The organism is Ferrovibrio sp., assembly GCF_025869515.1.
Taxonomy (GTDB): domain Bacteria; phylum Pseudomonadota; class Alphaproteobacteria; order Ferrovibrionales; family Ferrovibrionaceae; genus Ferrovibrio.
In genome coordinates this window covers 1-15657 of the sequence record NZ_JAOZVR010000019.1, presented here as the reverse complement: position 1 = coordinate 15657, position 15657 = coordinate 1, and the positions used below count along the sequence as shown (strand labels likewise).

At 65.6% G+C, this 15657-nt stretch carries 13 protein-coding genes; 9 read left to right on the top strand and 4 right to left on the bottom strand.

The window, feature by feature from the left end; translation table 11 throughout:
- Positions 1-36 precede the first annotated feature (36 nt).
- From OJJ21_RS03920 to OJJ21_RS03905, 4 genes are read left to right on the top strand one after another with little or no spacing between them, the layout of a single operon-like run.
- Entirely contained in the window at positions 37-861 is an 825-nt protein-coding gene (locus OJJ21_RS03920; protein ID WP_297683368.1) for an outer membrane protein assembly factor BamD, read from the top strand.
- A 19-nt stretch (positions 862-880) separates the two neighbouring features.
- Complete coding sequence (gene recN / locus OJJ21_RS03915) at positions 881-2566, top strand: DNA repair protein RecN (protein ID WP_297683366.1); 1686 nt, start codon at positions 881-883, stop codon at positions 2564-2566.
- A gap of 2 nt (positions 2567-2568) precedes the next feature.
- Complete coding sequence (gene ligA, locus OJJ21_RS03910; protein ID WP_297683364.1) at positions 2569-4674, top strand: NAD-dependent DNA ligase LigA; 2106 nt, start codon at positions 2569-2571, stop codon at positions 4672-4674.
- A 2-nt stretch (positions 4675-4676) separates the two neighbouring features.
- Positions 4677-5366: a 3'-5' exonuclease gene (locus OJJ21_RS03905; RefSeq protein WP_297683362.1), complete on the top strand. Its 690-nt coding sequence runs from the start codon at positions 4677-4679 to the stop codon at positions 5364-5366.
- A 3-nt stretch (positions 5367-5369) separates the two neighbouring features.
- Here the strand turns inward: OJJ21_RS03905 and OJJ21_RS03900 are convergent, their stop codons facing one another.
- Positions 5370-6068 (bottom strand): ribonuclease activity regulator RraA, encoded by a 699-nt coding sequence (locus OJJ21_RS03900; RefSeq protein WP_297683360.1) that lies wholly within the window; start codon positions 6066-6068, stop codon positions 5370-5372.
- Between the two features lie 38 nt (positions 6069-6106).
- The gene (locus OJJ21_RS03895) at positions 6107-8113 is read right to left on the bottom strand and encodes an aminopeptidase P family protein (protein WP_297683358.1); all 2007 of its coding nucleotides are present in this window, start codon (positions 8111-8113) and stop codon (positions 6107-6109) included.
- 196 nt (positions 8114-8309) lie between these two features.
- Here OJJ21_RS03895 and OJJ21_RS03890 point away from each other — a divergent pair, with 196 nt between their 5' ends.
- Together OJJ21_RS03890 and OJJ21_RS03885 are read left to right on the top strand one after the other, a co-directional pair.
- Positions 8310-8669: a DUF1127 domain-containing protein gene (locus OJJ21_RS03890; protein ID WP_297683356.1), complete on the top strand. Its 360-nt coding sequence runs from the start codon at positions 8310-8312 to the stop codon at positions 8667-8669.
- 419 nt (positions 8670-9088) lie between these two features.
- A complete protein-coding gene (locus OJJ21_RS03885) occupies positions 9089-9583 on the top strand; it encodes a DUF1127 domain-containing protein (RefSeq protein WP_297683354.1) in 495 nt (164 codons plus the stop codon).
- A gap of 34 nt (positions 9584-9617) precedes the next feature.
- Here the strand turns inward: OJJ21_RS03885 and OJJ21_RS03880 are convergent, their stop codons facing one another.
- Together OJJ21_RS03880 and OJJ21_RS03875 are read right to left on the bottom strand one after the other, a co-directional pair.
- Positions 9618-10526 carry a 50S ribosomal protein L11 methyltransferase gene (locus tag OJJ21_RS03880; RefSeq protein WP_297683350.1) on the bottom strand — a complete coding sequence of 303 codons (909 nt, stop codon included), beginning with the start codon at positions 10524-10526 and terminating at the stop codon, positions 9618-9620.
- The gene (locus tag OJJ21_RS03875) at positions 10526-12877 is read right to left on the bottom strand and encodes a UvrD-helicase domain-containing protein (RefSeq protein ID WP_297683348.1); all 2352 of its coding nucleotides are present in this window, start codon (positions 12875-12877) and stop codon (positions 10526-10528) included. Before OJJ21_RS03875 ends, OJJ21_RS03880 begins: the two co-directional genes overlap by 1 nt.
- Before the next feature lie 170 nt (positions 12878-13047).
- Between OJJ21_RS03875 and OJJ21_RS03870 the strand changes: the two genes are divergently transcribed.
- From OJJ21_RS03870 to OJJ21_RS03860, 3 genes are all read left to right on the top strand, one after another.
- A complete protein-coding gene (locus OJJ21_RS03870; RefSeq protein ID WP_297683346.1) occupies positions 13048-14457 on the top strand; it encodes an FAD-linked oxidase C-terminal domain-containing protein in 1410 nt (469 codons plus the stop codon).
- A 19-nt stretch (positions 14458-14476) separates the two neighbouring features.
- Positions 14477-15205, top strand: a complete 729-nt coding sequence (locus OJJ21_RS03865) for a hypothetical protein (RefSeq protein WP_297683344.1) — start codon at positions 14477-14479, stop codon at positions 15203-15205.
- 164 nt (positions 15206-15369) lie between these two features.
- Positions 15370-15657: 3-deoxy-7-phosphoheptulonate synthase (locus OJJ21_RS03860; protein WP_297683342.1), on the top strand; the 288-nt coding region annotated here is incomplete at its 3' end.

Sequence of the window (15657 nt, the reverse complement as noted above, 5' to 3'; positions counted from 1 at the left end):
TGAGGGGGGGGCATGCGACAGAATCCCACCATGCCTATGCTCCACCGTCTGGATTCGTCGCGGCTGGTCTTTACCGCGCGACGCCTTGCCGTCGCCATGCTGCTGACGCTGGTCGTTGCAGCCTGTGGCAACAAAGAGGCGCCCTATGTCGAGCGGCCGGTCGAGGACCTCTACAACAACGCGATGAATGCGATGGCCGCCCAGGAATGGGAAGCTGCCGCCAAGGGTTTCGACGAGGTCGAGCGCCAGCATCCGTATTCGGTCTGGGCCAACAAAGCGCAGTTGATGGCGGCCTATTCCTATTATCAGAAGAATATGTACAGCGAGGCGATCTCCGCCGCCGACCGCTTCATCCAGCTGCATCCCGGCAGCAAGGAAACCCCCTACGCCTATTACCTGACCGCCGTCTGCTACTACGAGCAGATCACCGATGTCGGTCGCGACCAGAAGATCACGCAGCAGGCCCTGGGCGCGCTGGAGGAAGTGGTGCGCCGCTATCCGAACAGCGAATATGCCCGCGACGCGCGCCTCAAGATCGATCTGACGCGCGATCACCTCGCCGGCAAGGAAATGACCATCGGGCGCTATTACCTGCGCAACAACCAGCAGATCGCGGCGATCAACCGCTTCAAGACCGTGATCGAGAAATTCCAGACCACCACGCATGTGCCTGAGGCGCTGCATCGCCTGGCCGAGGCCTATATGTCGCTCGGTATTCTTGACGAGGCGCAGAATGTGGCGGCCGTGCTCGGCTACAACTATCCGGGCAGCGAATGGTATGTCGACACCTATACGCTGGTAACCGGCCAGGAAGTTCCGACCGCGTCGTCGGAAAAGAAGTCCTGGTGGAATATCTTCTAGCCCGGCAAGCAGCCCATACATGCTGACCAGTCTGGGCGTCCGCGACATTGTCCTGATCGAAAAGCTCGACCTCGCCTGCGGCGCCGGCCTGGGTGTGCTGACCGGCGAAACCGGTGCCGGCAAATCGATCCTGCTCGATGCGCTCGGGCTGGCGCTCGGCCGCCGTGCCGATGCCGGGCTGGTGCGTAACGGCGCTGCCCAGGGCGTGGTCACGGCCGCTTTCGATCTGCCGGCCAGGCATCCCGCCCATGCCATGCTGGCCGAGCAGGGGCTGGAAAGCGGCGACGAACTGGTGCTGCGCCGCGTGCTGGGCCAGGACGGCAAGAGCCGCGCCTTCGTCAACGACCAGGCCGTCAGCATCGCGCTGCTGCGTCGGCTCGGCGACACGCTGGTCGAAATTCATGGCCAGAATGACGAGCAGGGACTTACGGACGCAACGATCCATAGAGCTTTGCTGGACGAGTATGCCGGCCTGGAGAAAGAGGTCGGCGGCCTGCGCGATGCCTATCAGGCCTGGCGCGCGGCGGAAACCGCGTTGCAGGCCGCGACCCAGAGCGCCGAACAGGCGCGGCGCGAGGAGGATTTTCTGCGCCATGTGGTGGCCGAACTCGAAACCCTGAAGCCGCAGCCGGGCGAAGAGCAGGAACTGGCCGCACAGCGCAGCCTGCTGCAGGCCGGCGAAAAGCTGGCCACCGCGATGCAGGAGGCGCAGGGCGCGCTGGAACAGGGCGGCGGCGTCGATGCACGGCTGCGTGCCTGCCTGCGCGCGCTGGAGCGCGTCGCCGAGAAAGCCGCCGGCAAACTGGATGCGGTGATCGCCCAGGCGGATGCCGTGCTGATGCAGGCCGGCGAACTGGCGTCGGCACTGGACCAGACCGCGCGCGATCTCGATCTCGATCCGCAGAAGCTGGAAAAGGCGGAAGAGCGGCTGTTCGCGCTGCGCGCCGCGGCCCGCAAGCATAATGTCGCGGTCGATGCGCTGCCGGCACTGACCGAGCAATATGCCGAACGCCTCAGCCTGATCGACAATACCGCCGCCTCGCTCGGCAGGCTTGAGAAGGCTGCGGCGACGGCGAAGGCGGCCTATCAGGCGAAAGCCGAGGCGATTTCGGCGACGCGACGCAAGGCGGCGACGAAGCTCGACAAGGCGGTGGCGGCCGAACTGGCGCCGCTGAAACTGGGCGCGGCAAAATTCACCACATCTGTTGAAAGCCTGCCGCCCGAACAGTGGAGCGCCGAAGGCGCCGACCGCGTGCAGTTCCTGGCCAGCACCAATCCCGGCACCGCGCCGGGTTCGCTGGCAAAAATCGCCTCGGGCGGCGAGCTCAGCCGCTTCATGCTGGCCCTGCGCGTTGTGCTGGCCGGGCGCGGCGCGGCGGGCACGCTGATCTTCGACGAGGTCGATCGTGGTGTCGGCGGCGCCACGGCGGCGGCGGTGGGCCAGCGTCTCGCCCGGCTGGCCGAACAGGTGCAGGTACTGGTGGTGACGCATTCGCCGCAGGTGGCGGCCAGGGGCGGCCAGCACTGGCGCATCGCCAAACGCGAAACCGGCCCGGCGAAAAACCGTACCACGCTCACGGAAGTTGCGCCGCTGGCTTCGGCCGGCGACCGCCGCGAGGAAATCGCCCGCATGCTGGCCGGCGCCACCATCACCGATGCGGCGCGCGCCGCGGCCGACAGCCTGCTGGCCGGCCAGGAAGCCTGAGCATGAGTCGGCAGCGTGCCAAGCCTGTGGCCGAATTGAGTCCGCGACAGGCCAAGCTGGAGCATGCGCGGCTGGAAGAAGAAATCGCTGCCCACGACAAGCGCTACCACCAGCAGGATGCGCCGACGGTCTCCGATGCTGATTACGATGCGCTGAAGCGTCGGCTGCTCGAAATCGAGGACCAGTTCCCCGATCTCGCCACGCTGGGCGGCGTTTCCAGCCGCATTGGCGCGGCGCCGGCCTCCGGCTTTGCCAAGGTGAAGCACAGCAAACCGATGCTGTCGCTCGACAATGCCTTCGCTGACGAGGACGTGGCGGATTTCCTCGGCCGCATCCGCCGTTTCCTCAACCTGAAGGACGGCGACGATCTCACCATGATCGCCGAACCGAAGATCGACGGCCTCTCGGCATCGCTGCGCTACGAGAACGGCGAACTGGTGCGCGCGGCTACCCGCGGCGACGGCCAGGAAGGCGAGGACGTCACCGCCAATATCCGCACGCTGAAGCATGACGTGCCGCACACACTGCACGGCAGGGGCTGGCCCGATGTGCTGGAAGTGCGCGGCGAGGTCTATATGACACGCGCCGATTTCCTGAAATTGAACGACGCCCAGGAAGCCGCCGGGCAGAAAATCTTCGCCAATCCGCGCAATGCCGCCGCCGGCAGTCTGCGCCAGCTCGATCCGAAGATCACGGCAAAACGCCCGCTGCGCTTTTTCGGCTATTACTGGGGCGAGGTTTCCGAACCGCTCGGCCGCAGCATGCAGGAATCGCGCAAGCGGCTGGCCGGCTGGGGCTTCGCCCTGAACACGCCGGTCCGGGTCTGCCACAGCCTCGACGACCTGATCGCCTATTACGACGACATCGCCGCGCAGCGCGCCACCCTCGCTTTCGATATCGACGGCGTGGTCTACAAGGTCGACCGGCTCGACTGGCAGGAACGGCTGGGCTTCATCAGCCGCAGCCCGCGCTGGGCGGTGGCGCATAAATTCCCCGCCGAACAGGCGCAGACGCTGCTGGAGAATATCGACATCCAGGTCGGCCGCACCGGCACGCTCACGCCGGTGGCCAAGCTGAAGCCGGTCAATGTCGGCGGCGTGCTGGTGTCGAACGCGACCCTGCATAACGAGGACGAGATCCGCCGCAAGGATGTGCGTATCGGCGACACCGTGATCATCCAGCGCGCCGGCGACGTGATCCCGCAGGTGGTCAGCGTGGTGCTGGAGAAGCGCCCGAAAGGCGCGAAGGAATTCGACTTCCCGACGAAATGCCCGGTCTGCGGCCAGCCGGCCGAACGCGAGGTCGATGCCTCGGGTGCCGAGGATGTGCGCCGGCGCTGTACCGGCGGGGTCAGCTGCCCGGCCCAGGCGATGGAAGGCCTGCGCCATTTCGTCTCGCGCAATGCTTTCGATATCGAGGGCATCGGCGAGAAGCAGATCGCCGCCTTCTACGACTGGGGCTGGATCAGGGAACCCTCGGATATCTTCAGGCTGCCGAAGAAGCATGCGGCCGAGCTGCGCAAGAAAGAGGGCTACGGCGACACCTCGGTGGATAACCTCGTGCGCGCCATCGAGCAGCGCCGCAGCATCGGCTTCGACCGCTTCATTTTCGCGCTCGGGATTCGTCATGTCGGGCAGGAACGCGCCCGCCTGGTGGCCATGCATTACGAGACGCCGGACCGCTGGCTCGCCGCGATGGATGAAGCGAAGGACCGCCATGGCGAAGCCTGGGGCGATCTCAACAGCATCGACCGGATGGGTGACGTGGTGGCTGAGGCCATCGTCGGCTTCGCCACGCGCAAACAAAGCCGTGCCGTGATCGACCATCTGCTGAAGGAACTGGCCGAAGTCATTCCGCCGGCCAAGCCGGCCGCCCATTCGGCCGTGGCCGGCAAGACCGTGGTGTTTACCGGCAGCCTGGAAAAATTCACCCGCGACGAGGCCAAAGCACGCGCGCTCAGCCTCGGCGCCAAGGTGGCGGGTTCGGTCTCGAAGAAGACGGATTACCTGGTCGCCGGCCCCGGCGCCGGCTCGAAACTTGCCGAGGCGCAGAAACACGGCGTGCCGGTACTCAGCGAGGACGACTGGCTCGCGCTGATCGGCGGCTAGCGATGCACGAGCAGATCCAGCTGCCGTCGCTTGCCGAAACCGCCGGCGCCACCGCCATCGCGCTGGATTTCGAGACCGCCAGTGCCAGCAAGGGCAGCATCTGTTCCATCGGTCTGGCCTGGATCAAAGACGGGCAGGTCAGCCATGTGGCGCACCGGCTGATCCGGCCGCATGACATGCGCTTCGCGCCGAGCTACATCGCCATCCACGGCATCTATCCGTATCATGTCGAGCATGAGCCGGAATTTCCGGCGATCTGGGACGAGCTGCTGCCGCATCTGGAGGCGGCGCCGCTGCTGCTGGCGCATAACGCGCCCTTCGATATCGGCGTGCTGCGCGCGGCACTGACGCATTACGGCCAGCCCTGGCCGACGCTGTCGTATCTCTGCACGGTGAAAATCGCGCGCGCCGCCTGGCCGCAGCTGGACAACCACAAGCTCGACACGGTGGCCGCGCATATCGGTTTCGAGCTGCGCCATCATGCGGCCGACAGCGACGCGGCGGCCTGCGCCAGCATCGCCATCCGGGCGACAGCCGACTCGGAAGCCCTCAGCCTGACCGACGCGCTGCCGCGCTGGAGCATCCGGCCCGGCCGCATCGAGCCGGGCTATCATGAAGCCTGCTCGACGCTGCGGGATCGCGCCAAATTTCGCAGCCATGCGCGCCTGCCGCGCTGGCTGCGGCAGATCTAGGCGTTACTTCTTCGTCTCTTTCTCGTAGCGCGCCTTGGTCTCGGCATTGGGCGGATAGAGGCCGGGCAGCGGCGTGCCCTTGTCGACCTCGCCCATGATCCAGGTTTCGAGCTTTTCCTGCTCCACCGCCTCGGCCGTCACTTCGGTGACCAGCGCCTGCGGGATCAGCACGGCGCCATCGGCATCCAGCACGATCACGTCGCCGGGATAGACCGCGACGCCGCCGCAGCCGATCGGTTCCTGCCAGTTCACGAAGGTCAGCCCGGCCACAGAGGGCGAGGCGGCGACGCCGTCGCAGAACACCGGCAGGCCGGTGCCGATCACGCCGGCCACATCGCGCACCACGCCGTCGGTGACCAATGCAGCGACACCACGTTTTTGCATGCGGGCGCAGAGGATGTCGCCGAAGATGCCGGCGTCTTTCACACCCATGGCATCGACCACGGCGATGCAGCCTTCCGGCATGTCCTCGATGGCGCCGCGCGTGGATTTCGGCGAGGCCCAGCTGGCCGGGGTGGCCAGATCTTCGCGCGCCGGCACGAAGCGCAGGGTAAAGGCTTCGCCGACGATGCGCTTGGCCTGCGGCGTCAGCGGCCTGGCGCCGCGCAGCCAGACATTGCGCAGGCCTTTTTTCAGCAGAACGGTGGTCAGCGTGGCGGTGGTCACCAGCTCCAGCGCCGCCTTGATCCGTGCGTCAAGCATTCGTTTCTCTCCCGTTACGATGATGGTGTGTATGTATTTCAGGCGCCCAGCGGCGCAGTGGCCTGCTTGAGCCAGTCGCGCGTGGCATCGTCCACCAGTTCGGCGATGTCGTGCCAGACCAGCGCGTGATAGGCATCCACCCAGGCCACTTCGGCGGCGGTCAGCAGCGGCAGGTCGATCAGCCGGCGGTCGAACGGCGCCCGCGTGATGGTCTCGAAACCGAGCCAGCGTTTGCCGTTCTCGGCCTTTTCGCTTTCGACGCGCACGGCCACCAGGTTTTCGATGCGGATGCCGTAGCCGCCGGTTTTGTAATAGCCCGGCTCGTTGGAAATGATCATGCCGGGTTTCAGCGCCACCGGGCTGCCCAGCTTGGCGATGCGCTGCGGCCCCTCATGCACCGAAAGATAGGCGCCGACGCCATGGCCGGTGCCATGGTCGTAATCCAGCCCGATTTCCCACAGCGGCTTGCGCGCCAGCGCATCCAGCTGCTGGCCCGAAGTGCCTTCGGGGAATTTTGCGGTCGCCAGCGCGATATGGCCCTTCAGCACGCGGGTGAAACGATCGCGCATTTCCGCACTCGGCTCGCCCACGGCGATGGTGCGGGTGATATCCGTGGTGCCGTCGGGATACTGCCCGCCGCTGTCGACCAGATAGAGATTGCCCGGTTCCAGCATCCGGTTGGTCTCGGGCGTCACGCGATAATGCACGATGGCGCCATTCGGGCCGGCGCCGGAGATGGTGGAGAAGGACAGGTCGCGCAGCTCGTTCGACAGGCGACGGAAGCTCTGCAGCTTCTCGGCGGCCGCGATCTCGTCGACGCCGCCATGCGCGGCATGCGCATCGAGCCAGGCAAGGAATTTGCTGACCGCAGCGCCGTCGCGACGATGCGCGGCGCGGGTGCCGTCCAGCTCGGCGGATGTCTTGCAGGCTTTCGGCAGCAGGCAGGGGTCTTCGGCGCGCACCAGTGTCGCGCCGGCGGCTTCCAGGCGCTGCAGCACGTAGCTGCCGCTGGTCATCGGATCGACCTGCACCGTCTTGTGCCCTGTACCGAGCGTCGTGAGGGCCGGCGGGAAGTCCTCGGGGGCATGCAGGCGCACGTCGCCCAGATGCCGGCGCACGGCGGCATCCAGCTTGCGCGCATCGATATAGAGATCGACGGCGCCATCGCTGTGCAGGATTGCCATCGAAAGCGGAAGCGGCGTATGCGGCACGTCGCTGCCGCGAATGTTGAGCAGCCAGGCGATCGATTCCGGCAGGGTCAGCACCACGGCATCGGCGCCGGCGGTTTTCACGGCCGCGGCAATCGTGCTGCGTTTCTCGGCGGCGGATTGTCCGGCCAGCGCCAGCTCCTGCACCCGCACCGGTCCCAGCGGCGGCGGCGGCTGGTCGGCGCCCCACACGGCATCGAGCGGATTCTCCTCCACGGCCACCAGTTCGGCACCGGCGGCGGCGCAGGCGTCTTTCATCCGCTTCACCGCGGCCTCGGTATGCAGCCAGGGATCGTAGGCGAAGCGGTCGCCGGCCTTCAGGTTGGCCTTCAGCCAGTCGGGCGGCGGATTGTCGGTGCTGTGCAGATGCTCGAACAGGCGGCCATCCACCTGCTGTGCCAGTTGCAGCGTGTAGCGGCCGTCGCTCCACACTGCGGCCTTCCCGGTCAGCACCGCCACCGATCCGGCCGAACCGGTGAAACCGGTCAGCCAGGTCAGGCGCTGGGCCCGCATCGGCAGATATTCGCTCTGGTATTCGTCGGTCAGCGGCAGGAACAGGCCGCTGAGGCCGCGTCTGGCCAGTTCGGCGCGCAGGGCGGCGAGGCGGGCAGGGACGGCGGCACGGTCTTCGATCGCGGCGGCATAGCGCGCGGCCAGTTCCGCCACCAGGCTTTCCGCCTTGCTGCGATCCAGCGGCAGATCGGCGGGCAGCAGTGCAAGACCGGGAAAGCCGCCGAAAACTTTGGGCGCGGCGGCGATTCCACGTAACCAATCTGTAAGCACAGCGGGCAGGCCGGCCAGCAGGGCGGGAAGGGGGGCAGGCTGATGCAGTGTCATGGTCTAACCTGTTGCCGTGTCTTTGGAATTATGGGGCGCAGCCGGGGTAACGTCCAGACTGAGCTATGCGCTTTCTGCAAAGCTGTGTGTGCAAACAACTCATAGCTAAGTCATTGATTTTTAATAGGTGCAGTGCAATATTTCGGTCGTGGACGTGATGCAGAGGATGCCCGGGCCACAGAAAAGGAAGACTATCATGAATACCCTGCGCAACCAGACCGCTTTTGCCGTTCCGGCCAACCTGGCGCCCCTGACGCCGGCTGAGATCGAAGCCTATGCGCGTCGTATCCGCGCTGAAGCCATCGCCGACCTGATCTACAAGAGCTGGGTCGCCCTCAAGTCGCTCGCCACCCGCGCCCAGGCCTATCTGGCCCAGCAGCGCGCCCTGAACGAGCTGAACAGCCTCGACGACGCCATGCTGCGGGACATCGGCCTCAGCCGTTCGCAGATTCCGGCCGCTGTTGCCGGCCTGATCGCCCGCCCGGCCGCCACTGCGGTGAACGAGAATGCCGTGACCGACCAGGTGATCCGCCTGGTGCCGCGTCACGCCGCCTAAGGTTTTTCAGGCCCCCATCGGTGCCGGGGCGCGTACCGCCCCCAACTGTCTCCTCCCCCGGACGGAGGCGGATGTCCCGGCAGACCGAGCGAGTAAAGGCGTGGTCTCTGTTTCGACAGGGGCCGCGCCTTTTTCGTTTGTGCTCCGGTATTCGATTATCGCATGGCTGCTTTTCAGCCACGGCAACGCTGCGGTTCGAGTCGATTTTTACGCCTGATTAATCCGTAAGCGGAAAAATTGTGCAGCCGGTTACTTTTTGTACACATTTGAATTTGCTAAAAAATTTCACAATTTTGCACTTGCAAAGTAAAATGGTGCGATGCAATATCTACGACAGCGGTGCTGACGTATTTCATAATCCTACGCATCACCGCTGAGGAACACCCGGGGCGGCTTATCCCAACGTAAAGGAGATAGCCATGAAAACCCCGCGCGCTACACAGACTCCCACCACCCTGGGCAGCCTGCCCTACCTGTATCTCGGCCTGACCGACTATGTGCAGCTCGAGCGTGAGGCCCGTCGCGCCCGCGCCCGCGCCATCGCCATGCTGCTGACCCGCGGCTGGAATGCCCTGTTCGCCATGCCGGCCGCCCAGCCCGATGTCCGCTTCAGCCGCGAAGACCTGGTCGCCCTCGGCGTGCGCCAGCAGGATTTGCGCCTCGCCCTGTTCGGCCAGACCATCGGCAATGCCATCGGTGCCGTTCTGCAGCGCATCGCTTTCCTGTGGCAGAAGGCCGCCGCCGAAGCCGAGCTGCGTGGCCTGGATGACCGCACCCTGCATGACATGGGCCTGAGCCGTTCGGATATCCCGGCTGCGGTCGCCGGCGAAATCTATCGCCCGGGTCAGCCGTCGAACGACGAGGGCGAAGCCAAGGTCCAGGTGCTGAAGATCAAGGAAGTCGCCGCCGCCTAAGAGGCGTTTCTTGGGCGCCGCTCAAGCGCCGCGGTTATTTGCGGCGCTTGAACACGAGTGTGTGCCAGCCTTCGCGCGGAATGCGCCGCGCAAGGCTGAGCCCGGTTGTTCTGTAGCGGGCGACAATCAGGCGCTCTTCCCGGGCCAGCAGGCCGGAGAGCACCAGATGCCCTCCTGCGGCCACCAGGCGGCTTAAGCCGGTCGCCATGCGGCAGAGCGGTTCGGCCAGGATATTCGCCACCACCAGATCGTAAGGTCCGGCCCGCAGCAGGCGCGGATCATCGGGCCGGCTCGCGGTCAGCGCGCCGATTCGCGCGCTCAGGCCGTTCAGTCGCACATTGTTGCGCGTCACATCCACGGCGACCGGATCGATATCGGCGGCCAGCACGGCGCGCGCGCCGGCCCGGGAACCAGCCTTGGCGGCAGCCATCGCCAGCACCCCCGAGCCGGTGCCCATATCCAGCATGCGATGCGGTGCGGTGACGCGGCAGAGGTCATCGATCGCCTGCAGGCAGCCGTAAGTGGATGGCGCGCGGCCGGTACCAAAGGCCAGGCCGGCATCCAGCAGGATACCCAGCGCGCCCGGCGGCACCTGGCCGGCATCGTGTGCGCCATAGAGGAAAAACCGCCCGGCGCGGATCGGCGCATTCAGCGTATTGGTATGACGCACCCAGTCCTTGGCGGGCAGATGGGTGAAGCGGATCGTCGCCGGGATATCCAGGCCGGCGGCGACCGCGGTCATCCGCGCGCGCCAGTCTTGTTCATCCGGCGGCGCATCGAACAGCACCTGCACGCGCCAGTCCGGACTCATCGCCAGGCCGGCTCTGGGCACTTCGTAGGACGACACGGCAATGCCGGCCTCGCCGAGCATCTCTTCGGCGGCGGGCACCAGATCGACCGGCACATCCAGTTCGACCGACCAGAATTCAGGGGAGAGGGGCATCAGGCTTTCTCGACGAAGGAGGCGATGACACGTTTCTCGCCGGCCTTCTCGAAACCGATGGTCAGCTTGTTGCCGTCGATGCCGCGAATCCTGCCGTAGCCGAATTTCAGGTGAAAGACGCGGTCGCCAGGCTTGAAGGCGAGGTCGTCCGGGCTGCGCTGCACCACATCGTCATCGCTGATGCGGCGCGCGCGCCCTTCGATGGCGCCCGCCTTCTGCCCCTTGTCAGCCGAGCGGGGTGAGAAATCCCAGCTGGTGCCCTGATAGCCGCCGGCCCGTGGCGATGACGACGCCGCCTCGCTGAAACCGCCGCCGATATAGCCGAGCCCCTGGGCCCCGCGATACAGGCCGGTCTGGGCGCGCCGGTCGACATGCTCGTTCGGCAGTTCGTCCAGGAAGCGCGAGGGAATCGCCGAGGTCCACTGGTTGTAGATGCGGCGGTTGGCGGCAAAGCTGATCTGCGCGCGCTTGCGCGCCCGCGTCAGGCCGACATAGGCCAGCCGGCGCTCTTCCTCCAGGCCGGCCGTGCCGTTGTTTTCCAGCGAGCGACGGCTGGGGAACAGTTCCTCTTCCCAGCCGGGCAGGAAGACGTAATCGAATTCCAGGCCTTTGGCGCCGTGCAGGGTCATCAGGCTGACCATCTCGGCGTCTTCGCTGTTTTCGGTATCCATCACCAGGGCGACATGGTCGAGGAAGCCGGCGAAATTCTCGAATTCGGTGAGCGCGCTGATCAGCTCTTTCAGGTTTTCCAGCCGGCCCGGCGCTTCGGGCGACTTGTCCTCCTGCCACATCTGGATATAGCCGGATTCCTCCAGCAGAATCTGCGCCACCTCGGTATGCGGCAGCTCGGTGGCCTGCTGGCGCCAGCGGTCGAAATCGGCCATCAGCTTTTTCAGCGTGTTGCGCTGCTTGGGTTTGATCTCGTCGGTCTGCAGCAGATCGTGCAAAGTCGCGGTCAGCGATTTCTGCGCCGCGCGCGCCAGCTTGTGCAGCATCTGCATGGTGCTGTCGCCCAGGCCGCGCTTTGGCGTGTTGACGATGCGCTCGAAGGCCAGGTCGTCGTCGGGCTGCATCAGCACGCGGAAATAGGCGATGGCATCGCGGATTTCGCGGCGCTCGTAGAAGCGCAGGCCGCCGACCACGCGGTATTTCACGCCGATGGTGAGGAAGCGTTCCTCGAAGGCGCGGGTCTGGTGACCGGCGCGCACCAGGATGGCCATCTGGTTGAGCGATACCTTGGCGCGCTCCAGGTTCTCGATCTCGTCGCCGACCAGGCGGGCTTCCTCGTCGCCATCCCACACGCCCTGCACGACCACTTTTTCGCCTTCGTTCAGGTCGGTCCACAGCGTTTTGCCGAGCCGGCTTTCGTTATGGGCGATCAGGCCCGACGCGGCGCCGAGGATGTGCGGCGTCGAGCGGTAGTTGCGTTCCAGCCGCACGATCTTCGCGCCGGGAAAATCGGTTTCGAAGCGCAGGATGTTGCCCACCTCGGCGCCGCGCCAGCCGTAGATCGACTGGTCGTCGTCGCCCACGCAGCAGATGTTCTTGTGCTTCTGCGCCAGCAGCCGCAGCCACAGATACTGCGCCACGTTGGTGTCCTGGTATTCGTCGACCAGGATGTAGCGGAACTGATGCTGGTATTTCTGCAGGATCTGGTCGTGTTCGCGGAACAGCGTCAGGTTATGCAGCAGCAGGTCGCCGAAGTCGCAGGCATTCAACTGCAGCAGCCGCTCGCAATACAGCCGGTAGAGTTGCGGGCCCTTGCCCTCGGCGAAACCGGCCTCACTGTCCGGCGTCTTGCCCGGTGCTAGGCCGCGGTCTTTCCAGCGGTCGAACTGGCCCTTCAGCAGACGCGGCGGCAGTTGCTTCTCGTCCAGCCCTTCAGCCTCGATGATCTGCTTGATCAGCCGCAGCTGGTCGTCGTCGTCCAGGATGGTGAAATTCGGCTTCAGTCCCACCAGCTCGGCATGGCGGCGCAGGATGCGGTTGCAGATGCCGTGGAAGGTGCCGAGCCACAGGCCATCCACCGCATTGCCGACCAGCCGTTCGACGCGTTCGCGCATCTCGCGGGCGGCCTTGTTGGTGAAGGTGACGGCCAGGATCTGGCTCGGCCAGGCCAGCCGGCGATACAGGATATGCGCCAGCCGCGACACCAGCACGCGGGTCTTGCCGGTGCCGGCGCCGGCCAGCACCAGAAGCGGGCCTTCGAGGTGGTTCACCGCCTCGCCCTGGGCCTCGTTCAGCTTCTCCAGCCAGTCGGGCGGCGGCAGGGCTGCGGCAGCGACCGGATCGTTGGGCGCGGGCTGGTTTTCCGGCTCGAATCCGGACAGGTCGAAGGGGTCGGCGGACATGGGGCCTACATAGCGTAAGCGGGCCTTTCTAGCCACCCATGGGCCAGGGTCTGTCGTGGGCGCTGCAGCATGCTCATGTCACTTTCTGGGCCGCTTTTTTGCGGCATTTCCCTGCATTGCTCCCGCGCCGACAAAGCGTTACCTCTATGGGTAATCCGAGGAGAAACGCCATGGCCCCCGTTGCCGCCGCCCAGCCCCGTCTGACCCCCGCCGCCACCCAGGCTGCGCTGGATGCCCTCCAGCAGCTGCTGGGCGACCGCTTCAGTGCGGCCCAGGTGGTGCGCGACCAGCATGGCCGCGACGAGTCCTGGGCCGTGCCGCTGCCGCCCGATGCGGTGGTCTTCCCGCACAGCACCGAGGAAGTGGTGGAGATCGTCAAGATCTGCGCCGCCCACGGTCTGCCGATCATTCCCTACGGTGCCGGCACCTCGCTGGAGGGCCATGTCACTGCCGTGCAGGGTGGCGTCTCCATCGACCTGATGCAGATGAACCAGATACTGAAGGTGAATGCCGAGGATCTCGATGTCGTGGTGCAGCCGGGCGTGCGCCGCAAGCAGCTCAATGAATACCTGCGCGATACCGGCCTGTTCTTTCCGATCGATCCGGGCGCCGATGCCTCGATCGGCGGCATGGTGTCCACGCGGGCCAGCGGCACCAACGCCGTGCGCTACGGCACCATGCGCGAGAATGTGCTGGCGCTGACGGTGGTGATGGCCGATGGCCGGGTGATCCGTACCTCCAAACGCGCCAAGAAATCCGCCGCCGGCTACGACCTGACGCGGCTGTATGTGGGCTCCGAAGGCACGCTCGGCATCATCACCGAGATCACGGTGAAACTCTATGGCATCCCGGAAGCCATGGCGGCGGCCACCTGTTCGTTCGCCACGCTGGAAGGCGCGGTCAATTCCGTGATCCAGACCATCCAGGCCGGTATCCCGGTGGCGCGTATCGAACTGCTGGACGACGTGCAGGCCGATGCCATCAACAGGTATTCCAAGCTCAGCCTGCCGGTACAGAACATGCTGATGCTGGAATTCCACGGCTCCGAGGCCGGCGTGGCCGAACAGGCCGAGATGGTGCAGGCCATCGCCAGCGAGCATGGCGGCGAGGGCTTCCAGTGGGCGACCAAGGCGGAAGACCGCGCCAGGATGTGGGAAGCGCGCCATGCCGCCGCCTATGCCTGCAAGGCGTTGCGCAAGGGCTGCGAGATCATGGCCACTGATGTCTGTGTGCCGATCTCGCGCCTGACCGAATGCATCCTGGAGACCAAGGACGACGTGGTGAAGACCGGGCTGACCGCGCCGCTGGTCGGCCATGTCGGCGACGGCAACTTCCATCTCTCGGTGGTGATCGACCGCAGCAATCCGCAGGAAGTCGAAACCGTCGAAGCCTTCAGCGAGCGCCTGGTGCATCGCGCGCTGCGCATGGAAGGCACCTGTACCGGCGAGCATGGCATCGGTCGCGGCAAGATGAAGTATCTCACCGCCGAGCATGGCGAGGCGGTGGCGGTGATGCGCGCGATCAAGAAGGCGCTCGACCCCGACAACCTGATGAACCCGGGCAAGATTTTCAGCATCTGAGGTCCCGGACGCAGCAGGGATGGCGATCAACGAGGTCCTGCTCAGCGTCGTCATGGCGACGCTGCGGCGTCAGCGCAAGACGGCCGGCGACCGCCGGCTGCAGGCCATCGCCTGGGCCTATCCCGACCTGCTGGTGACGCCGGGGGCGCTGGAACAGATGGTCGGCGCCGATCTGCTGCGCGACCTGCCTGAGCGTTCCGATGCGGATGCGGTGCGCAGCTGGCACAAGCTGGCGGCCGATCTGCCGGTCTATGACTCGCTGGCGCTGTTCGACCGGCTCGGTGTCGATCTGGTGGTTGCCGATATCGCCGCCTTGCATGGCAGCGAACGTATTGTCGATCTGAACCAGCCGTTGCCGGACGACCTGGCCCGGCGCTTCGACCTGGTGATCGATCCCGGCACCTGTGAACACTGTTTCAATGTCGGCATGGCCTTCCGCAATGTCTGCGAGTCCGTCCGGCTCGGCGGCTATCTGGTTCACACCGCGCCGCTCACCTTCATCAACCACGGCTTCTGGAATTTCTCGCCCACGATCTACCCCGATTATTTCGAGGCCAACGGTTTTGCCCTGCATCATCTCGGCGGCCATGCGCCGACTGCCGACGGCCTGCTGGCGCCCTTTGCGGTCGATCCCTTCCGGCGCTTCGACCCGCCGCTGCGCGGCGTGCTCTATGTGGTGGCCGAGCGGACCGGGACGCAGGCACCGGTCTGGCCGGTCCAGCGCAAATACCGGCAGATGCTCGGATAATCGCCCAAGTCTTTGTTTTCCTTGCCTGGAGGCGGCTTGCGCCGGACCGGCCGGCAAAAACCGCGCGGCAGCGACTCGCATGTCGCTGGAAAAGCGCCCGGCCCCGACCTATTATCTGGAATTCCTGAAAACCTGTAAGTCTACAAGCAGTTAGGACGAAGACGATGAGTGCGCGCAAATGGTCACCCGATAGCTGGCGCAGCAAGCCGATCAAGCAGGTGCCGGACTATCCGGATGCTGCTGCCCTGGCCGCTGCCGAGGAGAAGCTTTCGAAATACCCGCCGCTGGTGTTTGCCGGCGAGGCGCGCAACCTGACTGCCAGCCTGGCCAAGGTGGCCGAGGGCCGCGCCTTCCTGCTGCAGGGCGGCGACTGCGCCGAGAGCTTTGCCGAATTCAGCGCCAACAACATCCGCGACACCTTCCGCGTGCTGCTGCAGATGGCCGTCGTCCTC